27 protein-coding genes and 1 pseudogene are annotated in these 24,095 nt (G+C 62.2%); 16 read left to right on the top strand and 12 right to left on the bottom strand.

What is annotated here, in order from left to right; all coding sequences use genetic code 11:
* Window positions 1–20 precede the first annotated feature (20 nt).
* Together J2R80_RS34170 and J2R80_RS34165 are read right to left on the bottom strand one after the other, a co-directional pair.
* A complete protein-coding gene (locus J2R80_RS34170) occupies window positions 21–176 on the bottom strand; it encodes a hypothetical protein (RefSeq protein WP_168857423.1) in 156 nt (51 codons plus the stop codon).
* Window positions 173–376, bottom strand: a complete 204-nt coding sequence (locus J2R80_RS34165; RefSeq protein ID WP_141340181.1) for a hypothetical protein — start codon at window positions 374–376, stop codon at window positions 173–175. Before J2R80_RS34165 ends, J2R80_RS34170 begins: the two co-directional genes overlap by 4 nt.
* Window positions 377–528: 152 nt before the next feature.
* Between J2R80_RS34165 and J2R80_RS34160 the strand changes: the two genes are divergently transcribed.
* The 3 genes from J2R80_RS34160 to J2R80_RS34150 all read left to right on the top strand — a co-directional run bounded on the left by J2R80_RS34160 (window position 529) and on the right by J2R80_RS34150 (window position 1,948).
* Window positions 529–780, top strand: a complete 252-nt coding sequence (locus J2R80_RS34160; RefSeq protein WP_141340180.1) for a hypothetical protein — start codon at window positions 529–531, stop codon at window positions 778–780.
* Window positions 781–851: 71 nt separating this feature from the next.
* Complete coding sequence (locus J2R80_RS34155; RefSeq protein WP_168857422.1) at window positions 852–1,289, top strand: hypothetical protein; 438 nt, start codon at window positions 852–854, stop codon at window positions 1,287–1,289.
* Window positions 1,290–1,297: 8 nt separating this feature from the next.
* Entirely contained in the window at window positions 1,298–1,948 is a 651-nt protein-coding gene (locus tag J2R80_RS34150) for a TetR/AcrR family transcriptional regulator (protein ID WP_141340179.1), read from the top strand.
* Window positions 1,949–1,991: 43 nt separating this feature from the next.
* Here J2R80_RS34150 and J2R80_RS34145 read toward each other — a convergent pair whose 3' ends face one another.
* The gene (locus J2R80_RS34145; RefSeq protein ID WP_141340178.1) at window positions 1,992–2,645 is read right to left on the bottom strand and encodes a TetR/AcrR family transcriptional regulator; all 654 of its coding nucleotides are present in this window, start codon (window positions 2,643–2,645) and stop codon (window positions 1,992–1,994) included.
* A gap of 206 nt (window positions 2,646–2,851) precedes the next feature.
* Between J2R80_RS34145 and J2R80_RS34140 the strand changes: the two genes are divergently transcribed.
* Genes J2R80_RS34140 through J2R80_RS34125 form a run of 4 tightly spaced genes read left to right on the top strand, consistent with a single transcriptional unit; the run spans window position 2,852 to window position 9,061 of the window.
* Window positions 2,852–3,724, top strand: coding sequence for a sensor histidine kinase (locus J2R80_RS34140; RefSeq protein ID WP_253640123.1), 873 nt, complete (start codon window positions 2,852–2,854; stop codon window positions 3,722–3,724).
* Window positions 3,721–4,845 carry an efflux RND transporter periplasmic adaptor subunit gene (locus J2R80_RS34135; RefSeq protein ID WP_253640122.1) on the top strand — a complete coding sequence of 375 codons (1,125 nt, stop codon included), beginning with the start codon at window positions 3,721–3,723 and terminating at the stop codon, window positions 4,843–4,845. Before J2R80_RS34140 ends, J2R80_RS34135 begins: the two co-directional genes overlap by 4 nt.
* Window positions 4,842–5,918, top strand: coding sequence for an efflux RND transporter periplasmic adaptor subunit (locus tag J2R80_RS34130; RefSeq protein WP_168857420.1), 1,077 nt, complete (start codon window positions 4,842–4,844; stop codon window positions 5,916–5,918). Before J2R80_RS34135 ends, J2R80_RS34130 begins: the two co-directional genes overlap by 4 nt.
* A complete protein-coding gene (locus tag J2R80_RS34125) occupies window positions 5,915–9,061 on the top strand; it encodes an efflux RND transporter permease subunit (RefSeq protein WP_141340175.1) in 3,147 nt (1,048 codons plus the stop codon). Before J2R80_RS34130 ends, J2R80_RS34125 begins: the two co-directional genes overlap by 4 nt.
* A 500-nt stretch (window positions 9,062–9,561) precedes the next feature.
* Here the strand turns inward: J2R80_RS34125 and J2R80_RS34120 are convergent, their stop codons facing one another.
* Both J2R80_RS34120 and J2R80_RS34115 read right to left on the bottom strand, forming a co-directional pair.
* On the bottom strand, window positions 9,562–9,750 hold the full coding sequence (locus J2R80_RS34120) for a hypothetical protein (RefSeq protein ID WP_246786830.1): 189 nt from the start codon (window positions 9,748–9,750) through the stop codon (window positions 9,562–9,564).
* Complete coding sequence (locus tag J2R80_RS34115; protein WP_256527890.1) at window positions 9,747–10,706, bottom strand: LysR family transcriptional regulator; 960 nt, start codon at window positions 10,704–10,706, stop codon at window positions 9,747–9,749. The genes J2R80_RS34120 and J2R80_RS34115 overlap by 4 nt, the downstream gene beginning before the upstream one ends.
* A gap of 81 nt (window positions 10,707–10,787) precedes the next feature.
* Here J2R80_RS34115 and J2R80_RS34110 point away from each other — a divergent pair, with 81 nt between their 5' ends.
* The 6 genes from J2R80_RS34110 to J2R80_RS34085 are packed head-to-tail and all read left to right on the top strand — an operon-like array spanning window position 10,788 to window position 16,257.
* Window positions 10,788–11,366: a hypothetical protein gene (locus J2R80_RS34110; protein ID WP_141340173.1), complete on the top strand. Its 579-nt coding sequence runs from the start codon at window positions 10,788–10,790 to the stop codon at window positions 11,364–11,366.
* 2 nt (window positions 11,367–11,368) lie between these two features.
* Window positions 11,369–12,004: an efflux RND transporter periplasmic adaptor subunit gene (locus J2R80_RS34105; protein WP_253641051.1), complete on the top strand. Its 636-nt coding sequence runs from the start codon at window positions 11,369–11,371 to the stop codon at window positions 12,002–12,004.
* The gene (locus J2R80_RS34100; RefSeq protein ID WP_253640120.1) at window positions 11,919–12,575 is read left to right on the top strand and encodes an efflux RND transporter periplasmic adaptor subunit; all 657 of its coding nucleotides are present in this window, start codon (window positions 11,919–11,921) and stop codon (window positions 12,573–12,575) included. The genes J2R80_RS34105 and J2R80_RS34100 overlap by 86 nt, the downstream gene beginning before the upstream one ends.
* Window positions 12,572–15,703 carry an efflux RND transporter permease subunit gene (locus tag J2R80_RS34095; protein WP_253640119.1) on the top strand — a complete coding sequence of 1,044 codons (3,132 nt, stop codon included), beginning with the start codon at window positions 12,572–12,574 and terminating at the stop codon, window positions 15,701–15,703. Before J2R80_RS34100 ends, J2R80_RS34095 begins: the two co-directional genes overlap by 4 nt.
* 54 nt (window positions 15,704–15,757) lie before the next feature.
* Window positions 15,758–16,114, top strand: coding sequence for a hypothetical protein (locus J2R80_RS34090; RefSeq protein ID WP_253640118.1), 357 nt, complete (start codon window positions 15,758–15,760; stop codon window positions 16,112–16,114).
* Window positions 16,111–16,257, top strand: a complete 147-nt coding sequence (locus J2R80_RS34085; RefSeq protein WP_159109525.1) for a hypothetical protein — start codon at window positions 16,111–16,113, stop codon at window positions 16,255–16,257. The genes J2R80_RS34090 and J2R80_RS34085 overlap by 4 nt, the downstream gene beginning before the upstream one ends.
* 128 nt (window positions 16,258–16,385) lie before the next feature.
* Here J2R80_RS34085 and J2R80_RS34080 read toward each other — a convergent pair.
* A pseudogene (locus J2R80_RS34080) lies at window positions 16,386–17,011 on the bottom strand (FMN-binding negative transcriptional regulator).
* 541 nt (window positions 17,012–17,552) lie between these two features.
* Here J2R80_RS34080 and J2R80_RS34075 point away from each other — a divergent pair.
* A complete protein-coding gene (locus J2R80_RS34075) occupies window positions 17,553–17,777 on the top strand; it encodes a hypothetical protein (protein WP_141340171.1) in 225 nt (74 codons plus the stop codon).
* A gap of 202 nt (window positions 17,778–17,979) precedes the next feature.
* Here J2R80_RS34075 and J2R80_RS34070 read toward each other — a convergent pair whose 3' ends face one another.
* The 6 genes from J2R80_RS34070 to J2R80_RS34045 form a co-directional block, all read right to left on the bottom strand.
* Entirely contained in the window at window positions 17,980–18,963 is a 984-nt protein-coding gene (locus tag J2R80_RS34070) for an HlyD family secretion protein (RefSeq protein ID WP_141340170.1), read from the bottom strand.
* Complete coding sequence (locus tag J2R80_RS34065; protein WP_141340169.1) at window positions 18,960–19,397, bottom strand: DUF983 domain-containing protein; 438 nt, start codon at window positions 19,395–19,397, stop codon at window positions 18,960–18,962. Before J2R80_RS34065 ends, J2R80_RS34070 begins: the two co-directional genes overlap by 4 nt.
* Entirely contained in the window at window positions 19,394–19,603 is a 210-nt protein-coding gene (locus tag J2R80_RS34060; protein ID WP_141340168.1) for a DUF1656 domain-containing protein, read from the bottom strand. The genes J2R80_RS34065 and J2R80_RS34060 overlap by 4 nt, the downstream gene beginning before the upstream one ends.
* Window positions 19,600–21,582 carry an FUSC family protein gene (locus tag J2R80_RS34055; protein WP_253640117.1) on the bottom strand — a complete coding sequence of 661 codons (1,983 nt, stop codon included), beginning with the start codon at window positions 21,580–21,582 and terminating at the stop codon, window positions 19,600–19,602. Before J2R80_RS34055 ends, J2R80_RS34060 begins: the two co-directional genes overlap by 4 nt.
* Window positions 21,583–21,684: 102 nt before the next feature.
* Window positions 21,685–21,906: a hypothetical protein gene (locus J2R80_RS34050; protein ID WP_141340166.1), complete on the bottom strand. Its 222-nt coding sequence runs from the start codon at window positions 21,904–21,906 to the stop codon at window positions 21,685–21,687.
* A gap of 562 nt (window positions 21,907–22,468) precedes the next feature.
* The gene (locus J2R80_RS34045) at window positions 22,469–22,609 is read right to left on the bottom strand and encodes a hypothetical protein (RefSeq protein ID WP_168857412.1); all 141 of its coding nucleotides are present in this window, start codon (window positions 22,607–22,609) and stop codon (window positions 22,469–22,471) included.
* Window positions 22,610–22,833: 224 nt separating this feature from the next.
* On the opposite strand from J2R80_RS34045, the gene J2R80_RS34040 reads away from it, so the two are divergent.
* Window positions 22,834–23,730, top strand: a complete 897-nt coding sequence (locus J2R80_RS34040) for a LysR family transcriptional regulator (RefSeq protein WP_168857411.1) — start codon at window positions 22,834–22,836, stop codon at window positions 23,728–23,730.
* A gap of 138 nt (window positions 23,731–23,868) precedes the next feature.
* Window positions 23,869–24,057 carry a hypothetical protein gene (locus J2R80_RS34035; protein ID WP_141340164.1) on the top strand — a complete coding sequence of 63 codons (189 nt, stop codon included), beginning with the start codon at window positions 23,869–23,871 and terminating at the stop codon, window positions 24,055–24,057.
* Window positions 24,058–24,095: the final 38 nt, after the last annotated feature.

Below are 24,095 nucleotides of genomic sequence, written 5' to 3'. Positions count from 1 at the left end.
CCAGGACTCCGGATGCCGTCTCACGCGGTGTGCGCGTGATAGTCGATTTCGTCGGGCGCAACGCCTCTGCGCGCCAGTTCGGACTCGATCATGTCGAACATGCATTCGAGCGGCGCAAGCCAGACGTTGACCCAGTAAATGATGCTGTTGCGGGCCATCAGCAGAGCTGGCGTCATGCGAATGTCCTGCGTTCCTGGCCAAGCCTGACGGTACTGAGCCGGCGGACGAGGGTTCGGACCCACGCGACCATCGAGATCGTGATGCCGAGCAGCAGGCTCAGGACCACGAGACACAAAGCGAGGACAACGTTCAGCGACGCCGCGGCGAGCCCCGGTAAGGGGTTTTCACGCATCAACGCGAAGAGAAGAGTTGACATTCTCGACCTCGATAATAAACTATACCGTATATTTCATATAAAACATGCTTCATGGTTGATGTCAAAGGCAAGGGCCTCACAAACGCGTTACGGCGAAGCGAGGCTCCGCTCCGGCGAACCAGAAGCTTCAAGCGGTGAGAGGATTCGACGTGATGAGATTGACGCTGGCGCTGTTCATCGGCGCGGGGGTCGTGGCTGCGAGCTCAGCCGCGTCCGCCCAGGAGAACCGTGGCACTCCGGAGCAGAGAGCGGCCTGTGCGCCCGACGCCTTTCGTCTGTGCAGTGTCTACATTCCCGATCCGTCGGGAGTAGAAGCCTGTCTGCGGCTCAGGAAGTCGGACCTCAGCGAAGCGTGCAAAACAGTGTTCGAGCAGGCGAGCACCGGATCAGACAGGGCCAAATAGAAGCAGCTTCGCAGGGGCGAGATCAGATCCGCGTTGATTGCATCAATCCTTTTGGAAACAGGAGCGACATAATGAGTACCATGTACATACCGGCTTTGGCCGCCTTCGGCGGCTCTGCGTTCGGATCGGTTTCGACCATCGTGAGTGGATGGTTCAGCCGACGACGTAAATTGCGTGAGCGTCATCACGCCCGCTCGTTCTCGAAGCGTGAGCGGCTGTATCGCAGCTTCATCGAGGAAGCATCACGGCTCTACGCCGAGGCCCTGGTCAATGATCAGGCAGAAATTCCGCAGCTCGTCAGTCTCCATACGCTGGTGGGACGAATGCGGATTCTCTCGAGCAACGAGGTTGTTCAGGCCGCCGAGCGCACCGGGCGTCTGATCATCGAAACCTATCTGTCGCCAAATCGCACGTTTGTGGATCTGCCCAACTTCATCGAGGAAATAGATCCATTGCGCGATTTCGGCGAAGCTTGCCGTCGCGAACTCATGAACCGGCCAGCTCCGTGAGAAGCGTGATGCGGGAGCAGATTGACGACCGGACCAGGAATGCGGGCGGGCGCCGCAGGATCGTGCGGGCAGCCAAGGCCCTCTATTGTCAGATCGGTCACAACAAGACCACCGTGGCCGACATCGGCCGGAGCTTGTCGATGTCCTCAGCCAACATCTATCGCTTCTTTCGCTCAAAACAGGCGATCGAGGAGGCTGTCGTAGGTGAATTGCTCGATGAGATCGTGAGCGCGGCAGCCGAGGCGGGGCGCGGCGGCGGGTCGGTGCTGCGGCGCCTGACCGCAATCCTGAAGGCGATTGCCGAGTGTAACGAAGGTCGACCCGCAAGGGACCGGAGACTGCAGGACCTTTTGGCCTCGGCGGTTCGGCAGAATTGGTCCGTCGTCCTCGCCTACGAGGACCAGATCAGGGGGGTGGTCCGGCCAGTGATCGGCACCGGTCAAGAAAACGGGGAGTTGCGGGACGGCAGTCCGATGGCATTGACCTGCTGCCTTCTGGAGGCCCTTGATGTCTACCTCAATCCCTCGCGGACCGGAGTGACGACGCTTCGGCCGAGTTTCGAGGAAATGTTGAGTTTCTGTACGGGTGCGTTGCGCCGCACGCCGTCGGTGCAAGCGCTCGATATGGCATCGCACCTGGAGATAGCGGTGGGCCGCTGACGGATCGGCTCGGGCGGCCCGCGATCAGACGGCAGGCCTGCAACTAGTGGTACCAGTCCGACTCGCACGCCGCCAGGAAGAAGCCGACCCGTTCGCGCACGAAACCGGGAAGCTCCTTCTTCAGGTCTTTCGGCGTCTCGCCGATGAGCGAGCGAAACAGCATCGGCAGCAGGACCAGGTCAAGGAAGATCTGCGCCGTGGCGCGGCTTCGTTTGGCGCTGAACGGTCCCCTTGGTGTACGGGCAAGCTTCTGGGTGGCGTTATCCAGCCACTGCGACACCGCAGCCAGGGAGCGATCGCGCGCGGCGTCGTGGACGTTGCGGCTCAGTTCGGGAAACCGCTGAGATTCGGCGATCGTCGCCCGGACCATGCCCAGCGACTCCTCGATAACCCTATCGACAATGGCGATTCCGAGGCTCATCAACTTGTCCTCGATGGTGCGGCCTTCGGGCGAGAAGCCCTCAAAATCCGTCAGCCCGTCGATGCTGCGAGCCACCACGGCCGCGAACAGTGCTTCTTTGCCGGGGAAATGAGCATAGATGGTCGGCTTGCTCGCGGGAGCAAGTTCGGAAATGTCGTCGATGCTTGCGCTGCGGAAGCCTTTTTCGAGAAACAGTTGCTGGGCTGCATCGAGAATTCGCGCCTGCGCGTCGCCGGCAAGATCCTTGGGCGGTCTGCCTCGCTTCGTCTTCTTCATTCTTGGACCTCCAAAATCACGAATCTGTGCGCGTCGGTTTCCCACTTGACACGGGCTGCAAAGAAAGGCAAGAAAAAGAAAATATACGGTATAGTTTATTAAATGGGGCTCGATGGTTGCGGGCCTGGCGAATGCTCCTGCGAGGATCAGGCTCGCATAGGTGGGGCGTTCGAGCCCAATCGTCCGAGCAAAATGAGGAGAGTGTCGTGACTATCTTGAGCCCAGACCCGTCCGGCTTGCCGGAGCGCGTTCTGTTGCGCGAACTGCATCACAGGGTCACCAACGGGGTTGCCTTCGCCATCGATGTTGTCTCCGCCGCCGCCGTTCGGGTCGAGGGGAAGGAAGCCAAAAGCGCACTCAGCGATGTCGTGGAGCTGCTGCACGGTTATGCCGACGTGCATCGCGCTCTGGCGATGCCTGCGGGAGATACGCTGATTCACGCCGCCACCTACATTCGCAAATTGGAAGGTGGCATGCGCCGAGCGCTGCTGGACCGGATGAACATTCAACTGGCCTTCGCGACTCACTGCCTCGCGCTTCAGCCGGAGCGCTGCTGGCACCTGGGGCTGATCGTCCATGAACTCGTGATGCACGCGGCTAGGCACGCCTGCTTCGACGGGCGGGCCGGGCAGATCAAGGTCAAGCTGACGCGCGCCGGCGCCCTGGTGAATTGCGTCGTTCTGGACAACGGCTCGCGCCCGGCGCGCGACGTCTCTGACCGCGAACTGCGAACAGCGAGAGATCTTGCCAGGGCTCTCGGCGGCCGGATCGAGCAAGGCTTTGGCGTCGAATTCACCTCGATTGTCCTCTCTATTCCGCTCAGCGAACGCGAACTGGGTCCAAACCGGTCAATCGCGACGCGCCAGGCGAGGGCTCCGCGCCGCACGAGAGCTGCCGCTTCAGACAAAGTGGTGTTGAAGGCCAGCGCAGCGGCCGATCATCAATGCGGGCCTACCGCTGCGATAGACCCGTTTGCGGGATTGCTGTGCCAGCACGACCGCGAGCTGGCCCTCCCCTGTCGGTCCGCCGATGTCCTTGGCGGGCTGCTGTCGCCTTCCCATCCTGCGGACGCGTCATGACAACCCATTCTTCCAATCCGACCGATCCGCTTCGGACGCTCCCTGCGGCCAAGGCCCTCGTCGCGGCGGCCGTGCTTGCCGGCGTCGCGCTGAGCGGCTGCAACGACCGCGCGTCACAGACGGCCGCGCGCGCCACACTGGTCCGGACCACGATCGTGCAGCCGCGCGACCGGCAAGCCTCTCTCACGCTGACCGGGGAGATCCAGGCGCGCTTTCGTGCCGATCTATCTTTCCGCGTCAGCGGACGCGTGGTTGCCCGTACCGTGGACGTCGGTGCTCACGTCAACAAAGGCGACGTTCTCGCCCGTCTCGAGCCGGCGGAGCAACAGGCCGACGTCGATGCCGCGACCTCGGCAGTGGCCTCGGCCGAAGCCCAGCTGCGCGTGGCGAAGGCTACCTTCGAACGTCAGAAAGCGCTCATCGCAAGCGGCTTCACCACCCGGACCGTGTACGACCAGGCCCAGGAAGGTTTACGAACCGCAGAGGGCGTGCTGGAAGCCGCCAAGGCCCAACTGGGCACCTCCAAGGATGCGCTCGGCTATGCCGTCCTGCGCGCTGAAGCCGACGGTGTCATTACCGCTCGAAACCTCGAGGTCGGCCAGGTCGTTCCGGCTGCCCAGCCTGTGTTCTCGCTTGCCCAAGATGGGGAGCGGGATGCCGTCTTTGAGGTCTATGAATCCGTATTTCTTGGTGAGACCGACAGCCGCCGCATCACGCTGGCGCTGGTCTCCGATCCCGCCGTGACCGCGACGGGTGAGGTGAGAGAGATCTCACCGTCGATCGACGCGAAGAGCTCCACGATCCGCGTCAAGGTGTCCATCGACAATCCGCCGGCCGCGATGACGCTGGGCAGCGCCGTCGCCGGAACTGTCAAGACGAAAGCTCAGAAGGACATCACCTTGCCCTGGAGCGCGCTGATGGCCGCAGGCAGGAGGCCTGCCGTCTGGACCGTAGACCCGAAAACGAAGACTGCGTCGCTGAAGTCCGTCACGGTCGGCGCTTATGAAGCCGGTCAGGTGCTGATCAAGGCAGGCCTCGAGCCCGGCGAGCGCGTCGTCGTCGACGGCGGCAAGCTTCTGAGTGTCGGCCAGTCGGTCACTGAGGAGGGAGATCAGTCATGAAGCGACAGGTCATGATGATCGCTGGCACGCTCGCGGCGGCCTCGTTGCTCACCGACTGCCAGCAGGAGATGAACGCGCCGGAGCCCGTGCGCCCCGTGCTCTCAATGGTGGCCAAGCCGAACAGCGGTGACAGTACGGTTGCCGTCGGCGTCGTCGAGCCGCGCTACAAGACCAACCTTGGTTTTCGCGTGCTCGGACGGCTGACTTCGCGCCCGGTCTACGTTGGCGACATCGTCAGCGAAGGACAAATCATCGGGACGATTGATCCCACTGCACTCGATCTCGCCGTTCGCGCGGCCAAAGCTCAACTTGCGAAGGCCGAGGCGCAGTTTGCGACGGCCAAGGCCACGGAGGAGCGGCAACGCACGCTCATCACCAGCGATGCGACCACCAGGCAGACGCTGGATAATGCCGAGCAGGCCCGCGCCGGCGCCGAAGCAAGCGTCGCGCAGGAGCAGGCGAACCTGACCAAAGCCATCGAGCAACTCGGCTATGCCCAGATCAAGGCCGACTTCGGCGGTGTCGTCACCGCCGTCGGCGCGGAAGTCGGCCAGGTGATCTCGCCCGGTCAAACCGTAGTGACGGTCGCGCGGCCGGACATTCGCGAGGCGGTCGTCGATATCGGGGAAGACCTACCAGTGCCGCTCGAAGTCGGTCTCCCGTTCACCGTCAGCCTGCAGCTCCTTCCCGCGGTTCAGGTCGAAGGCAGCATCCGCGAAATCGCACCGCAGGCCGATGCGGTGACGCGGCTGCGACGTGTCCGGATTGCGCTCGACAACCCGCCCGAAAGCTTCCGTCTTGGCGCGACCGTCACGGCAAAGCTCGGGAAGGACCAGAGCAAGGTCTTGCGCCTACCCGCATCAGCGGTGCTCGCCCGGGACGGCGCAGATTTCGTCTGGGTGGTCGATCAGTCCGCCGGCACCGTCTCGCTGCAGAAGATCGATGGTGTCGCCGAACAGGCGGGCATCCGCGTCACCGGCGGACTTGCCGCCGGCGCCCGCGTCGTCACCGCCGGAGTCCACAGCCTCAAGCCCGGACAACACGTCCGTATCGAACAGGATCAAGAGCCATGAAGTCGTTCAACCTTTCGGACTGGGCGCTCGGCCATCGTTCGCTCGTCTGGTATTTCATGATCGCCTTCATGGCGGCCGGCCTGTTTGCCTATCTCCAGCTGGGACGACAGGAGGATCCTGACTTCACCATCAAGACCATGGTGATCCAGGCGCAGTGGCCGGGCGCCTCGCCCGAGGAGATGACGCGTCAGGTCACCGACCGGATCGAGAAGAAGCTGGAGGAACTGGAATCGCTCGACTACACCAAGAGTGTAACGGTCGCGGGTCAGGCCACCGTCTTCGTCTACTTGCGCGATTCGACCAAGGCGGCCGACGTCAAGCCGACCTGGGTGCGCGTCCGAAACATGATCGCAGACATCAGGGGCGATTTCCCACAAGGCGTGATCGGGCCCGGTTTCAACGACCGCTTCGGTGACGTCTTCGGCAACGTCTATGCCTTCACCAGCGACGGCTTGAGCCAGCGACAGCTCCGCGATCAGGTCGAGGATGTCAGGGCCAAGGTGCTGACGGTGCCCGATGTCGGCAAGGTTGACATTCTCGGCGCGCAGGACGAGGTGATTTATCTGGAATTTTCTACCCGCAAGATCGCAGCGCTCGGTCTCGACGTCCACGCCATCATGAATTCGCTCCAGGGCCAGAACGCGGTGGCGCCCTCCGGCGTGTTCCAGGAGGGGCCGGAGCGGATCAGCGTCCGCGTCAACGGCCAGTTCACCTCGGAGGCGAGCCTGAAGGCGGTCAATCTGCGCATCAACGACCGCTTCTTCCCGCTGACCGATGTCGCGACCATCACGCGCGGCTATGCCGATCCGCCGTCAACCCTGTTTCGGTACAACGGTCAGCCCGCCATCGCCCTCGCGATCGGCATGAAATCCGGCGCCAACCTGCTGCAGTTCGGCGAGGCGCTGAAGGAGGAGATGACGAAGATCATCGCCGACCTGCCGATCGGCGTCGGCGTCCACCTGGTTGCCGACCAGCCCGTCGTGGTCGAACATGCGGTCTCGGGCTTCACCGAAGCCCTGTTCGAGGCCGTGATCATCGTGCTCGGCATCAGCTTTCTGAGCCTGGGCATGCGAGCCGGTCTCGTGGTCGCCATCGCCATTCCGCTCGTGCTCGCGATCACCTTCGTCGTGATGGCCTATTGCGGCATCTCGCTGCAGCGCATTTCGCTGGGCGCCTTGATCATCGCGCTTGGCCTCTTGGTCGACGACGCCATGATCGCGGTCGAGATGATGGTGGCGCGGCTCGAGATCGGCGATCCCCTCGAAAAGGCGGCAACCCACGTCTATACGTCGACCGCGTTCCCGATGCTGACGGGAACGCTTGTCACGGTTGCTGGCTTCATCCCGATCGGGCTCAACAGCAGCAATGCCGGCGAGTTCACGTTCACGCTGTTCGTCGTGATCGCGGTGTCGCTGATCGTCTCCTGGATCGTGGCCGTCTTGTTCACGCCGTTGCTCGGCGTCACCATTCTGCCAGCGAAGATGAAGGGACACCACGAGCAAAAGGGGCGCGTCGCGCAGATGTTCGCGCGCCTGCTGCTGTTCTGCATGCATCACCGTTGGAGCACCGTCGCTGTCACGGCCGGGGCCTTCCTGCTCGCCCTGTTCGGCTTGCAGTTCGTGCAGCAGCAGTTCTTCCCCTCGTCCGACCGTGCCGAACTCGTGATCGACTGGAACCTGCCACAGAACGCTTCGATCACCGAGACCAATACCCAGATGGCGCGCTTCGAGCGCGAGCAGTTGCAGGGCAATGACTCCATCGAGCACTGGTCCACCTATGTCGGCACCGGCGCGCCGCGCTTCGTTCTGTCGTTCGACCTGCAGACCGCCAACACCTGGTTCGGTCAGCAGGTGATCGTGACCAAGGGCGGCATCGCCGCGCGCGACAAGCTCAAGTCGCAGTTCGAGGACTATTTGAGGAAGACGTTCCCGGGCACCGACACCTACGTCAAGCTGCTCGAGGTCGGCCCTCCCGTGGGACGTCCGGTGCAATACCGCCTGAGCGGCCCCGACATCGCCGAGGTACGCAACCTCGCGCAGAAGCTCGCAGGCGTCATCCGCAGCAATCCTGACCTCGGCAATGTGGTGTTCGACTGGATGGAGCCGGCGCGCGTCGTCAAGGTCGACGTGCTCCAGGACAAGGCACGCCAGCTCGGCGTGACCTCGGAAGATATCGCCACCACCCTGAACTCGGTGCTTCAGGGCTCGCCGGTCACGCAGGTGCGTGACAGCATTTATCTCGTCAACGTCACGGGACGAGCGACCGCGCCGGAGCGCGCTTCGATTGATACGCTGCGCGACCTGCAGATGACCGGGCTCGGCGGCCAATCGGTGCCGCTCGGCGCGGTCGCCAATCTGCGCTACGAGCTGGAGCAGCCCACGATCTGGCGCCGCGCCAGGATCCCGACGATTACTCTCAAGGCCGCCGTGGTCGGCAACGTTCAGCCGAAGACGGTCGTCGACCAGCTCGCACCGAAGGTGGCGGAATTTACCAAGCAGCTGCCCGCGGGCTACTCGATCAAGATCGGCGGCTCGGTGGAGGAGAGTGCCAAGAGCCAGGGGCCGATCGTCGCGGTCGTACCCTTGATGCTGTTCATCATGGCGACCGTGCTGATGGTGCAGCTGCAGAGCTTTTCGCGCCTGTTTCTGGTGTTCGCTGTCGCCCCGCTCGCGCTGATCGGCGTTGTCATGGCCATGCTGCCAAGCGGCGCGCCGCTGGGCTTCGTGGCCATCCTCGGCGTGCTGGCTCTCATCGGCATCCTGGTCCGGAACTCCGTGATCCTGATCGTGCAAATCGAGGATCTCAAGAAGGAGGGCAGGCCCGCCTGGGATGCCGTGGTGGAAGCAACCGAGCACCGCATGCGACCAATCTTGTTGACCGCGGCCGCCGCAAGTCTCGCGTTGATCCCAATCGCACGCGAAATTTTCTGGGGGCCGATGGCCTATGCCATGATGGGTGGGATCATCGTCGGTACGCTGCTGACGCTGCTGTTTCTGCCGGCGCTGTATGTGGCGTGGTTTAGAATTCATCCTGATCACAGCGATCAACTGCATGGGGCCGATGCTCCGGTGCACGAAATCGCCGCGCCCGGGCGAAGCTCCCCGCGCGATGCGTCAGCGCCGACCCTTGAGCCGCAATTCTAGCAAGGGAGACGCTATGTCCCGAAAGAAACCGTTGACGCTGGCTGCGACGTTCGCAGCGATTTCGCAGGTGCCAGGTGCGGCGTTTGCGCAATTGCCGCCGCCTCGTGCTGCGGATACGATGCCAATAGCACCTGTTGCTACGCCCCACAGCGCTACCGGCGCGTCCTCATCTCCGATTAGCTCCCGCTCATCCTCCCAAGTATGCTCATGGATATCGTAGGCGCCCTGGCTTGGCTGGTTCGTGTGACGAAAACCGGCTCGATTTCAGCAGTGGCACGCAGGATCTTTCCCTCGATCAGTATTTGGGCGTCCGTCCTCTGTGTCGAACTGCGTAGCTCGGTCTATGTTGGTTCCTAAGTCCCACTCCCGATGGTGCCGGTCTTCCAATGTGCTCGCGCAGAGGAATTTTCAATTCTGCGCGTAGCTGAATTGGTGGGTTTTGGTCTATGAAGGTCGAAAATGCTTTATCTTTCAACGGGGATTGACTGACACTCTCTCCGTCACATCATTCGGCTGACAGCGGCTCGCCCGATATCGTCCAGCTTTGTCCTGTCAAAGATCGCTATCCGCAAGGTCTTGAAAGAGGTGTAATCGTCGGGCTTCGCGCCGATCCAGATGCCGGGAAGCATCATCGGCAACCGCTCGCCATGCAGCGACGTCGCCTGGAGGATGAGGTTTTCCGGGGTCAATGCCCCCGTAAAATCAGGCTGATCTGCACACCGAGGATCTCTGGTGTAGCCACATGCCGCTCGTCGTCAGATTGCGGCTGTCGCTCCACGATGGTGTCGCGCAGCCAGCGATGGGCCGGCACGTCGTCGAACCGGCGGTGCCACATCATGACGCTGCGCAGCCTGGGAGTGTCGAATGGAAGCTCGTGGATCTCGATGGCATGGGCCCGACGAAACTCCTGCGCGAGCTTGCGCCCGAGGATGGCGATCAAGTTGGATTGGACCAGAACAGCACCAGCGGACAGATAGGGCACGTCAAGTGCAACGGTGCGGGTCTGCGTCAATGCCTGATCGATGAACTCCAGATCCTCGCCACTTGAGCTGATCGCAAGATGGGGCGTTGCCGCGAGGGCCTCGACCGTCAGCTTCTTCCGTAGCGCGGGGTGGCCGCCTCTCAAAGCCGCGACATAGCGATCATCGATCAATAGCCGCGAGGCAAATCGCTCGCCGGCTGCTTCCCTCGCGGCGATCGCGAGATCGAGTTCGCCGCGATCGAGCCGATCGGCAAGATTGAGCGTGCCGCTCGGGACCAACGACAACCGCACTTTCGGCGCCTGGGCGCGGACGGCGGCCACGATAGGGCCCACCGCGACGACTGCGGCATAATTGTTGACCGCGATGGCAAAGCGCCGGTCGGCCGTGGACGGCTCGAAGCTGTCGCCTTCCACTGCGAGCTGGAGCTCGTTGAGCGCTTTTCGGACCGGTAGCGCAAGCTGCTCGGCCCGCGGCGTCGGCATCATTCCCGACGGCGTGCGGACGAACAATTTGTCCTTCAGCGCGTGTCGAAGCCTGTTCAGCGCGTGGCTGACTGCGGGTTGGCTGATCGAAAGCGCATCGGCCGCCCGCACGACGCTTCTCTCATGCAGTACGGCGTCAAATACCAGCAGCAGATTGAGATCGAGATTGCGAAGTCTCATGGCGGACTAGATGCACAACGTGAATTGAGAGATAAAGGCAATTCATTTGAATAATAGGCTGAGGAACGCCAGTTTCCCAGCATGTTCTTCGTCAGTCACACCGCGACGCCCTCGGCGCGGCCCAATGCAAGGATCATGGTCGTGCTGATTGCCGGCCCGGAACCGTCGACCCTAGCGCCGGAAGATCTGGCGCCCTGGCGGCAGCTAATCCCCTCCGCAATGTGGGCTCTCATCGGCCTGACCCAGGTCAACCGGACCACGATTCTCGACAATATCGCCGCGCTGATGAAGCGAAGGGCGGCCAACCCCCGGCGGTTGATTCTCCTCGGTTGTGGCGAAACCGGGCGTCGAGCGTTCGAGCTCGTCGCCCAAGGTACGATCGACTGCGCAGGGATCGTCGCGATCGACATACCCTGCCACCCGCTCTCGTTCGCCATCGTTCCAACGCCTACGGCTATCCGCCTCGTCGTGCATCACCACGGCTCGGGGCGGGCCGGAGATGGCCTCGTCGAACAATTGCAGCGCGCGGACATTGACGTTCGCGTCATCGGACTTGGTGCTGTCGCCGCCAACAAATCAGCGACAATCGCGAGCGCTGCGGAAGCCTTTGTGCTGGAGCTGGCCGCGATGGTCGGTCGTCACAGCGGACACGGAGCTTGAAGATGATGATGCCAAGACCTCTGAAGATGGCGGGTGCAGCTCTTCTAGTCACCGCGGCGGCCGGCTTTGGCGGATATATCTGGCTGGGTTCGGCGAAAAGCGCCGCATCCCGTGGCGAGGCCTCCCGCACGCCTGTCCCCATACAGGCCGCTATCCCGGTGACAGCCGCAGGCGTCGCGCAAGGTGATGCGCCTATCGTTGTGGAAGGCCTTGGCACAGTCAGCCCGCTCAACACCGCGACCATTCGTACTCAGGTGCAGGGCACTCTCGAAAGCGTCGACTTTGTCGAGGGACAGGAGGTGAAACGTGGCCAGGTGCTGGCCCGCATCGATCAGCGCGTCTACGAGGCGCAGGTGGACCAGGCGGAAGCGGCGCTCGTTCGCGACCAGGCAAGCCTGAAAAATGCGAAGGCAAACCTAGCGCGGACACGACCGCTTGCGGACCGTGGCTTTGCCACCCAGCAAGCGCTGGATACGCAGAATTCGCAGGGTGGCGCAGGGCGAGGGTACCATTCAGCTCGACCAGGCAGCGCTCGAGGCGGCGCAAACGCAGTTGAGCTTCACCACGATCACCGCGCCATTGGATGGCGTTACCGGCATCCGCCGAATCGATCCAGGCAATATCGTCCAGCCCAGTGATCCCAACGGTCTCGTCGTGCTGACCCAGCTGCAGCCGATCGCAGTAATCTTCACCTTGCCATCCACCGAGATCCCCGATGTGCAGAAGGCGATTGCGGCGGGAGACGTCGCGGTCGACGCCTATGATGCTTCGAACCGCCGCAGGCTCGATCATGGCAGCCTGATGCTGATCGACAATCAGGTGGACAGCTCGACCGGCACGGTGCGGCTCAAGGCCTCCTTTCCCAATGCCGCCCGGACTCTCTGGCCCGGCGCGTTCGTCAACATCCATCTGACCGTCGCGGTCCGCAAGAATGCGCTGACCGTGCCACTGACGGCGGTCCAGCAGGGCCCGAACGGCGTCTTTGTGTACGTGATCGGGCCCGACCACAAGGTAACTGTGCGCCAGGTCGTAGCGGGGCAATCGCGTGCCGGCAAGGTGCTGATCGAGCAGGGGCTGTCACCGAACGAGACCGTGGTGACCGCAGGTCAATACCGGCTCAGCGCGGGAACGAGGGTCGAACTCGTTCCGGACAGCCAGAGCAGCCGGGTTCAGAACGCCACCACCGCAAGTGCAGGGATGCTGCCATGAACGTTTCAGCGGGGTTTATTCGCAAACCCGTCGCGACCGCTTTTCTCACCATTGGGATTACCCTGATCGGGTTGGTTGCCTTCTTTCAACTGCCGATCTCGGCGTTGCCGACGGTGGATACGCCCACGATCCAAGTGACCGCGCAGTTGCCGGGCGCCGATCCGCAGACCATGGGCTCCTCGGTTGCAACGCCCTTAGAGCGGCAATTCGGCCAGATTGCAGGGCTGACCGTCATGAGCTCGAGCAGCGGGCTCGGCAATACGCAGATCACCCTGCAATTTGCGCTGAACCGCAACGTCGATGCCGCCGCACAGGACGTGCAGACGGCGATCAATGCGGCCTCAGGCCAGTTGCCGAAGAACATGCCGTCACCGCCGATCTTCCGGAAGATCAACCCAGCCGATGTCCCGGTGCTTTTGATCGCATTGACGTCGGACACCCAGCCGCTCACCAAGGTCAACGACTATGCCGACAGCATTTTGGCGCAAAAACTCTCCCAGGTGCCGGGCGTGTCGCTGGTCACAATCGGCGGCGCGCAGAAGCCGTCGATCCGGGTACAGGTCAACCCGGCGAAGCTCGCGGCGGCGGGGCTCGATCTCGAACAGCTCCGTGCAACGCTGGGCGTCGCGACCGTCAACCAGCCGAAGGGCGCGCTCTACGGGGCGCAGCAATCCTTCACGCTGGCCACTAACGACCAGATCCTGACCGCCAAGGGCTATGACGACCTCATCATCGCCTATCGGCATGGCGCGCCGCTGAGGCTTCGCGACGTCGGCCAGGCGATCGTCGCCGCCGAGGACATTACGCTGCATGGCTGGTTCAACGACAAGCCGGCCGTCGTCCTTGCGATTCAGCGGCAGCCCGGCGCCAACGTGATCGCCACCGTCGACCGGATCAAGCAGCTGCTTCCGCAGCTGATCTCAGGCCTGCCGTCTGACATCAAGGTCGAGATTGCCTCCGACCGCACCCAGACCATCCGCGCGAGCGTGGCGGACGTGCAGTTCACATTGGTGCTGACGATCGCTTTGGTCGTAGGCGTGATCTTCCTGTTCCTGCGCAACGTCCGAGCGACGCTGATCCCCGGCATTTCCGTGCCGATCTCCCTGATCGGCACCTTCGGGGTGATGTATCTGTTCAACTACAGCCTCGACAACCTGTCGCTGATGGGACTGTCGATCGCGGTCGGTTTCGTGGTCGACGACGCCATCGTGATGATCGAGAACATTTCGCGGCATATCGAGGAAGGCTTGCCGCCATTTGAGGCGGCGTTGAAAGGGGCCGGCGAGATCGGCTTCACCATCATGTCGATCTCGGTGTCGCTGGTGGCGGTGTTCATTCCGCTGCTCTTGATGAGGGGCGTCATCGGACGCATGTTCCAGGAATTCGCCGTCACGGTGTGCGTCGCGATCGCGGTATCCGTTATCGTCTCGGTGATGCTGACACCAATGATGTGCGCCTACCTTCTCGACTCAGGGCACGGCGCGAACCCGGGAGCGCTGTTGCGCGGCCTTGAGCGGGGCTTTGTCGCGATCCAGGCCGGCTACGAAGCCGTGCTCCGGCTCACGCTGCGGTTCAAGCCGCTAACCATGGCGGTGTTGCTCGCAAGCGTAGGAGTCACAGGTGTGCTGTTCGCGGGCATTCCGAAAGGGTTCTTCCCTCAGCAGGACACCGGCATGATCGCCGGCATCACGGAGGCGTCCGCCGATGTCTCGCCGAGCCAAATGGCGGAGCTGCAGCGTCATGTCATCGACATCATCGCAAAAGACCCTTCGGTCGCCAATGCAACCGGCTATATCGGGCCGGGCGGCCCGACCGTCACCGAGAACAACGGTCGCCTGTTCGTGCTGCTCAAGCCGCGCGCGCAGCGGCAGTACTCGTCCGACCAGGTGATCCGTCAGCTCGATGCCAAGCTGCAGACGCAAAAGGGCATTCAGGTGTTCATGCAGTCCACGCAGGACATCAACCTTGCGAGCCGGCTATCGAAGACGCAGTATCAGTTCACGCTGACGGATGTGAATCAGGACGAGCTCAACAGCTGGTCCGACAAGCTGTTCAATAAGCTCAAGACGCTGCCGGAACTGGCCGACGTCGCGACCGACCAGGCCAATGCCGCCCGCCAGCTCAAGCTGAATATCGACCGCGACGCCGCGTCTCGGTTGGGCATCGATCCCGCGGCGGTCGACAATGCGCTCTATGATGCGTTCGGTCAGCGCCACGTCGCCCAGATCTTCACGACGCTCAACACCTACTATGTCATCCTGGAAGCCGATCCTTCGTTCCAGCTTGGGCCCTATGCGTTGAACCGCATTTATGTCAGCTCCTCCAACGGGTCTATGGTGCCGCTGAGCCAGTTCACCTCGATCGAATACGGTGTTGCACCGCTCTCAGTGAACCACCAGAGCCAGTTTCCGTCGGTGACATTGAGCTTCAACCTCGCGCCCGGGACGGCGGTGGGTACGGCGGTAGCTGCCGTGCAGAAAGCCACGGCCGACTTGCACATGCCTTCGACAGTCGCGACCAGCTTCCAGGGCAATGCCCAGGCATTCCAATCCTCGTTGTCTTCTACGCCGATCCTCATCGTTGCCGCCGTGATCGCCGTCTACCTCATCCTGGGCATGCTGTATGAAAGCGCTATTCACCCGGTCACCATTCTGTCGACGCTGCCGTCCGCAGGGCTGGGCGCTCTGCTGACGCTCTGGGCGTTCGGCTTCGGTCTCGACGTGATTGGGTTGATCGGGATTATCCTGCTGATCGGCATCGTGCAGAAGAACGGCATTATGCTGATCGATTTCGCGCTCGAAGCCGAGCGCAACAGAGGGCTAACGGCCGAGCAATCGGCATACGAAGCCTGCCGCATCCGGTTTCGTCCAATCCTCATGACGACGATGTGCGCGATGCTCGGCGGCGTGCCGTTGATGATCGGCACCGGCACCGGCGCAGAGCTACGCCAGCCGCTAGGATACGCCATAGTCGGTGGCCTGATTGTATCTCAGCTGATGACGCTGTTCACCACGCCGGTTGTCTACATCTACCTCGATGGGATGAGCCGGTGGTTTGCCGGCCTGCGTGCGAAGGTTTGGCCCTCGCGAGGCGACCACGGAGCCGGCGCCGCGGAGACGGTTTCGTAAACGCTGCAGGAGATATTCGAGTGCCCTAGACATGCTCGGGTCGGCTGCGTCGCTTTGACAACTCTGCGCACGTTCTGGCTCGCCCAGGCGCTGGTGAGCGCACCGGGCGACATCGACGGACAGGCGCTGCTTCGCGGGATCGATCTGAGCCCTTGGGCCGCGGCAGCGGCCATTGTGCCGATCTGCCAGCTTAGCGTTGTGGCCGTGCCGTCCGTGCGCCGACGAAATCCGCACACCGTTTTCTGGGGCGCCATTGCGGTGCTGAGCGAGGCGGCGACCGTGTTCGCGCAAAATGTGGACACATTTCTCGGGGTAGGGGACCTGCCCGCCAGCCTCCATGTCGCGGCCTTGCTGCTGCTCGCGATTATCGTCGACCATCGCCTGGCCGGCATGATCGCGGAGCAATCATGATCGCGCTCGTTGGGCTGTCCTTGAGCAGCCAAGTGCTCATGGCAGTGCCGGTGTTCCTGGCCGGATTTTGCTCTTCTGCGGCGGGTTTCGCGCTGCTCGCTTTCTCCGCGACTGTCTATTCGGCCTCAACCGTCAACCGATGAGGCCTCGCGGTGTAGTGGGGACATCGTGCGCTTACTGTCGGCATCGACGTCCGGCAACCCGGGGGCACGAATCGTTGGATTTGCGCACCCACCCAACCTAAGTCGACTGCCTCGTACTTCGGCCCTGCTTAGGTTCGAATTGGAATATGCCGAGCTACGTTACGATCTTCCGGCTTTTCGCTCGCCGCAAGGCCGGCGACAACGCCGATGCGGTCAGCCTCGACACGGTTCTGGCTCATCTTGCGCTTGCCTTCGAATCTGTTGACGGGGATGCGTACTCCAACGATCCCGCGCAACTGGGAGGCGATGTAATCGGCGGGAGCATTGCCGACAGCCCAAGGCTCCGCGCGAGACTGTTCATGAATGATGGTCAGACGCCTGACCACCTCGAGCAGACGCTCGGGCTCCTGGAAGATCTCCACCGGGCCGTATGCGTGGACGGCAATGTAATTCCAAGTCGGCACCACCTTCCCGGTTTCTTGCTTGGTGGCATACCATGAGGGCGTCACATAGGCCTCCGGACCCATGAAGATTGCCAGAGCTTCGCCGTGGCCGACCGCCAGTGTGGATTGCCCCTCGCGAGGTGCCCGTACAGCACTCCGTGCTCGCCTTCGGTCTCATCGAGGAAGAGCGGCAAAGGCGACGCGATCGGCCCCTCGGCCGTGGCCGTGACCAAATTGGCCAGAGGAGCGGAGCGAATGGTCGCTCGGATACTTTCGATATCGCCGTCCTTGAAGGCGGGGGGCACGTACATGGTGGTTCTCCGTTCTCGGACCCAAGATAGCCGCGCCCCGCTATGTTTAGAACTTCCAGTTGTGGAATACCTTGCTAATCCAGTTGCATAGGCCTGGCTGAGGCGAACGGCAGACGATTGAAACCAGTGACTCGGCGCTGTCTGACCCACGGGTGCGATACAATCCCGTCTGAAATACCGACGGTGAAGTTGTAGCTAGGGTCGCAGGCGCCTCTTTGCGTCACAACGGCGGTCCCCAGGATCCATCATAGGCCAATCGCGCCTGCGCGGGTGATGTCAGGGCGATCAAGCAACCGGTAGCAATCATCCAGAGCGAAGGCGTCTTCATAATAGGTCTCCTTGTTGTGAGGGATACTCATTTGCGTCTGGTCACCCGCGGTTCGGCCGCCGTCGAGAGAGATCGCGAGGCTCCTAATCTACGCTTCCGCGGTCCGCGGTGTCGCGCGCGCAATGCTAATTTTTGCGCTTCGGAAGGGACTGTCTTCATCGTTCCGCACCCGCTGGCGTCAGCGGCCCCGCCGGCGCCGCTCGCATCAGGCTGATGACCAACAGTCCGAGGATCGCAGCCCAGAAGGCGACCTGCAAGCCGTCGATGATGGACAGGACATTGGCTTCACGCCGCACGAGTTACCTCAGCATCGTCGTGGCGCGCGCCAGCGTCGTCTCCGCGGCGACGCTATGCTGGGCAACCCGGCCGATCAGGCTACCGAGAGCTTGCGCCACTTCCGCGTTCTGGCTGACCGCATTGGCGCTGTCGACGACGTAGGTGAGGGCTGCATCCTAGTCGGAATAGAAGAGCTGATCCGACCGAGTGGAGCGGGCAGACGACGAGATTTGCGCCACCGCACACAGAACGGCGAGCAGGCCCGTCGCGAGCGCCCAAAACGCTTTGTGTCTTGCCGAAGGGTACCGTTGCGGGTTCGTGGACATGCCGATGGCCATTCTTCGTAGTGCGCATCAGGTCGAGCCTATTGAAGGCCCGCCCTGCAAGTTGAGAGGCCGGCTGTATCATTGCCGTAGCAGCCGGCATGTCGTGAAGCGGCCAGTCGGTTTCCAGCTTTCCCCGTGTCGTCGCGCGAAGCCGAAGCAAGGACTTCGACCGTCGCCGTGGCGCCGGCGACGAGCTTGTTGCGCTGGTCGGCGCGGTCGAGCGCGATCCGGACCGGAACGCGCTGGGCCAGCCGGACCCAGTTGAAGGTCGGATTGACGTTGGCAAGAAGGGTAGAGCCATTGCTGCGATCGCGATCCTCGATACCGGCGGCAACGCTCTCCACCTTACCTTGCAACAGGCGACTGCTTCCCATCAGTCGTACCTTGACAGGGTCGCCAGCGTGGATGCGCTGCAGCTTGGTTTCCTCGAAGTACCCCTCCACGCGCAGCGTATCCGTATCGAGCAGTGCCATCACGCCTTTACCGGGGGTGAGGTAGGCGCCGGGCTGCAGCTCGTTGTTGGTGACAATGCCGCTGACGGAGGCGCGCACCTCGCTGCGCTCGAGATTGAGCTTTGCCAGCGCAACGTCCGCTACGGACTGGTCATAGGCAGCCTGTGCTGAGCCCTGGGTGGCGATGACCTGATCCATTCGCTGGGTCGACACGACGACGCCGGGCGTCAGCGCGCTGTAGCGCTTCAGGTCGGCATTGGCGTTGTCGAGCACGGCGCGTTTGCCTTCCTGCACCGCCTCGGCCTGCCTTAGCGCGATCTCATAGCGCGCGCGATCAATCCGGAAAAGCACATCGCCGCGTTGTACTTGCTCGTTGTCACGGACCAGCACCTCGCTTACGAAGCCAGAGACATCGGGAGCAACGGGCACGACGTCGGCCCGCACGTGACCATCGCGAGTCCAGGGCGCGTCAAAGTAGTAATCCCAAAGCTTGTAGCCGGCCCATAGCGCGAGCATCACCATGAGGCCGGTCAGGGCGAAGCGGCGTAGCGAACTCAGAACGGCTTTCATGACATCAGCTCCTTGAGGTCGGGCGGGGGCGCAACACCAACGCGGGCTTCTTGATCCCGGCGGTGCCTTGCGGCTTCAAAACCGTGCATGCCGGTCTGCCATTGCAGGCCGACAATCGTCCCCTTCACGGGCTGCAGCAGCAGGAGTGCCGCTAGCCCGGTAACGGGCACCCAGATCAGCAGTTGAAGCCAGGCGGGAGGTGAATAGGCCATCTCGACCGCTAGAAGCGCCGGCACGACAAGATGACCAACGATAGCGATCACGAGATAGGCCGGGAGGTCGTCTGCGCGTTGCGGCGTGTAATCCTCGCCGCAAGCCGCGCAGCGCTCGACAACTTTCAGAAAGCGGCCGAACAGATGGCCCTGACCGCAGTTCGGACACTTCATCGTGAACCCGCGCCACAAGGCTTTCGAGAATGAAACAGGGGCGTTCATGAGAAAAACTCCGTGGAAGCGAAGACGAGCCCGGCAACCAGGCAGATGAAGAGTGCGAAGTCGAACAGCGCGGGATGCCAGATGCGGCGATACAGGTCGGCATGCTTCATCAGCTTGCTGATGATGCGCGCAAGAAAATAGGCGGCCACGCTCCAGAGCAGCAGGCTCGGAACGATGACGCCGAACAGGTCAAGCTCGTATTTCATGCGGCAACTGTCCTGTGTTCGATGTCGTGCGGCTGATAAGCCGGCGTCCGCGGGAAAAGGCCGGAGCGAACCCCGGTCAGACCCAGCAGCACCTCGTCGCGGGCTTCGCCCGGCTGCTCCCGCAACGTGATTGCGATCGCGCTATCGAGCTGTTCGACCAGTCCGTTGGGAAGTGAGCCGGCCGTCGAGCTCCTGCAAATCGAGGCAATGCGAGCGAAGAATGCTTCGATCGTCGCCCTTGAGCGGCGTGACAAGCCGAGGCTCGCCCGCCTGACGTCGAGAACATTGAGCGCCGTTCGAAGCTGGCGAAGATTGGCAGCGTCGCTTCTGGCATCGGCAGGGACCACAGCCACGCGGGCGGCGAGCAGCGCAAGGCGATGCTGCATTAGACTTGCTAGCGCAAAGGGGCTTTGGTTCGACTCGCGCCCCGCGACCGCGGCGAGAGTTCTCCAATTGCTTCGGAGCAACCTTCCTGCGATCCAGTCGGCTCCAACCAGGCGAACGATGCCGGAAATGACGCCCGTCAGGGAGACGCCAACCATCAAAGCGACGCTGGAGTTGGCATAGGACAAGAAGTCGGCCGAATAGGTGTCGGTCAACGCCAATTGCACGGAAATATAGATGGCAAGTATCGAGCCGACGCGGGCCGTCGCGGGTCGCGCAGCCATCCAGCCGAACAAAAGGAAAGTCGGCATCAGCGCGACGATGAGCATTTCGAGGGTCGTGATCCGCGGCAATACGCCGAACAGGTAGATTCCATGGATGGCGATAACGACGAGGAACAGTCCGTAGAAGTTGCGGAACGTCGGAAGGGGATCGTCGACGCCCGCGAGAAGGCTGCCGACGACGGCAGCAAAAAGCGGAGCGACAATGCCGTCGGTCCAGCCGGTCGCAATGGCGAAACAGCAGCAGCCCAGCACCGCAAGGGCCACCGACCCGGCCGACAGGAGCGCAGACCAGTAGTCCCGATGCGGGACGGCTATCGCCAACGGGCTGGGAGGGAAGGCAAGAGGCAGCGAATCGGGATCGCGATCGTCAACGATTGCCTCACGCAGGAGCCGGCAGTCGCGTGCGACATCGATCAGATTGCGCAGGCGGATGGCGAGGCCATTGATGGCAATGTCGGTCCAGTTGGCGTCGACGTTCAGCGCCGGCCGTACTTCATCCAGGGCTGCACGCAGCGCATCGGCCTGCCTTTCATCGCTGCCGCCGCCTGCGAGCCATTCCGCGATCCTCGCGCTAATTGCCGCAACGCGTGCCGACGCCTGTTGGTGCGAGATGAGCGCGAGCTGGCGGTCCTCTATCGATCCCAACAGCGGCAGCAGCGACAGCATGTGGCGCCTCAGGCGCTGCAAGCCCCGCGACACGTTTGCCGAAGCGTCCTTCTCGTAGGCAAGATGACGGCCAAGCTGGTCGATTTCGGAGGCTGCGGCAGCAAGGCGCAAGCGTTCAGTGTCACGTTCCTTGTCGCTGCCCCGACCGGTGAGGACGCCGACAGCGAGCCCGCGTGCTCCGGTGAGCCAGGCGTCGGCTTGTGCGATGACTGCAGACGTCACACTCCGCGGCAGTACCAGCATCGCAACGACGCTCGCGCAGAGGATTCCGAGCGTGATTTCCTGCACCCGGGAGACCACAATGTCGAACGTCGCCTGCGGAGCTGTGACGATCGGAAACCCGAGCAGCGCCACGGTGTAGCCGGCGAGCATGAATATGTAGCTGCGCGGCGTGCCGTCGAGCAGCGAGAGGTATAGGCAAATGCCGACCCAGAGCGCGACGGCAAGACTGAACAGCTCCGGCGCATTGATCAGGTTCGGGACTAAAGCGAGCGTCGCTGCCGCGCCGATCAACGTTCCCAGGATGCGATAGACCGCCTTTGAGGTCGTCGCCCCCGTGAGCAGGTTGGACGTGATATAGACCGACGCCATCGCCCAGTAGGGGCGCGGCATATCCAGCAGGAGCGCGATCGAGAACGCCAGCATCGCCGCTGCGTAAGTGCGAAACGCAAAGATGATGGCGCGTGACGTTCCCGGAAGGATGAGGTGTGGTTCATGGCGATGTCCTGGCGCCAGGCAGAATTGTCTTTAGCAGTGAACGACGCCCGAACGGTCGCGGCACGGCGCAACATCGGCGCCCGAAGCCGCCGCCAACTTGCCGCATCCTTGCCAGCGGGATCGCTCAATCTTGCAGGCGGGTTCCATCGACGCTTTGACGGCGACGATAGCGTCCGGTCGCAGGACGCTCACGAATATCGCGAGGCCCAGCAGCTTGCCTGCGAACACGGCGACGCAAAAAATGTCCTTCATGTCAGCACCCTTCAGTCGACCTTGATCGTCCCAGTCATACGAAAGGCTCCCGGCACCGGCTTTGCCGGGATTGCCGAAGCATTGTCATTTGTTGCTGCCGAAGCCCGAGCCGGCGCCACCTCTGCCAGCGCATTTGGCAGCCCGCGGGCGGGATCTGGTGGCGGCACGAGGCCCGGCTCAGCATGAGCCTGTGCGAACGACGGCGCTGAATGCGCGGTGTCAAACACCACCCGCTCAGGCCATTTGTGATTAGACCGGATCTGAAGGTTGACCCTTTCATTCGGGGGGATTTCAGCGCGTGAATGAGCAACCGGCGCGGGGAGCAACAGATCCGCGACAAAAAGTACTGCGAGAAGGACACTTCCGACCCAAAGAAAATACTGACGTATCGGCATGACAAACAGACCGCGTTAGCGGAATCCCTCTCATATTGAGTCGACGGCAGTTCTCATTCACCATTGATAATGAAGCGGCTGGTCATGGGATTGGCTTCGCATGCCGTTCGTTTGTCATTTGTTGCTGACGACGAAGACTGAGGTATTCAGCGCGGCTTAACGAGGATTCAGTCGCCCGCTGATTGCGGGATCATCCACATCGAGACCGTTCGCCAGCTACCGTCGCTCGACAGGTGTTGATACGCGACGAAGTCAGCGTCATCGTTGTGCAGAAGTTCGTAGCGGAAAGGTTCGATCCGGGTGTTCATTGAACTCTCCTCGGTAAGCGACGTGCATCGCACGTCTTCTTTCAAGGAAATGGACTGAACGGCTTGCCTTAACAGAGCTCGGAATCGGAAAGGCTCTTCCCGAACGGCGGAAGGCCGAGCCGGTTCATGTTCCTGGATTGCTCACAAGTGCTTGGCGGCCTTCCGATTTCCGGGGTGATATGGCAAAATGCAAAGCGCGCTTTCGAAATAGGGAAGGGGCCACGATGGATCGGCTGGAGGCGATGTCGACCTTTCTGACCGTGGTCGAGCAGGGCAGTTTGTCCGCGGCGGCGCGCCGGTTGAAAACACCGCTCACAACGGTGAGCCGCAACGTATCTGAGCTCGAGTCTCACCTTCGGACGAAGCTCTTCAACCGATCGAACCGACAGCTGGTGTTAACCGAGACAGGCGCTTCCTACCTTGCGGCCTGCAAGCGTATCCTCACGGACGTGAGTGAAGCGGAGCGTACAGCGTCCGGTGAGTATACCGCGCCGACTGGCGAGTTGTCTGTGACCACCCCGCTGGGTCTTGGGCGTATCATCCTCATGCCGATCATCGTGGACTTTCTCAAGACTTATCCGGATATCAAGGTCCGGATGATCCCTACTGATCAAAAACTGAGTCTGGCTCAGGAGCAAATCGATATCGCGGTGCGGATCGGCGAGCTCCCGGATTCGAGCTTGATAGCGTTACGGCTCGGCAGCACACGCCGAGTGGTCTGCGCCAGTCCCACCTATCTGGCGGCTCGCGGAACGCCGCGCACGCCAGACGATCTGGTCGAGCATGATTGCATCAGTTATGCCGGCTTCTCGCCACCCGATTCCTGGACATTCGTCAGGGACAAGGCGACCATAGCGGTGCCAGTGCGTACGCGGCTCATCGTCGGCAGCGCCGAAGCGGCTTGCGCCGCCGCGCGCGCTGGCGCGGGAATTTCCATTGTCTTTGCCTATCAACTCCATGATGCGCCGGGGGAAGGAGCCTTGACAACCGTCCTCAATGCATTTCAGCCGCCGGCAATGCCGGTCAACCTCGTCTACGCGGCCAACCGTTTTCTGCCGATCAAAGTTCGCGCTTTTCTGGACTTTGCCGCGCCGCGGCTGAAGCGAGCCTTCGCGGAGTAGGCCGCTACGGGGGGCTCGGTCCGAGCTTCCGGAATTTGGAAGGATGGCTTCCGGTTTTCCCGCCTGTTGACCCAAGGCTTTCGCCCCACCTCCCGCTCAATGATCTGCCGGAAACGGCGTTACGAGTTGGAGGCGAATATGGGTGAAGTTATCCGATTCATGTCGAAGGACGAGCGCGAAAGGCTCCGCCTGATATTTGAAGCCCGCGCGATGTACGACAGCGTCTTCCCGCCGACGGATTCCGTCAACAGGCAGCTCGATGACACACCAATCGTCCATTCGGTCAATGGAACCTGGATCCATCAGGGCGGCGAGTGTTTTTGGTGATCAACATCGTGGCGGCCCTCGCTGGCCCATGCCGCTTT

This window comes from Bradyrhizobium sp. USDA 4541 (assembly GCF_024171085.1).
In the GTDB taxonomy this organism is placed as follows: domain Bacteria; phylum Pseudomonadota; class Alphaproteobacteria; order Rhizobiales; family Xanthobacteraceae; genus Bradyrhizobium; species Bradyrhizobium australafricanum.
This window is presented reverse-complemented; position numbering and strand designations above follow the sequence as displayed.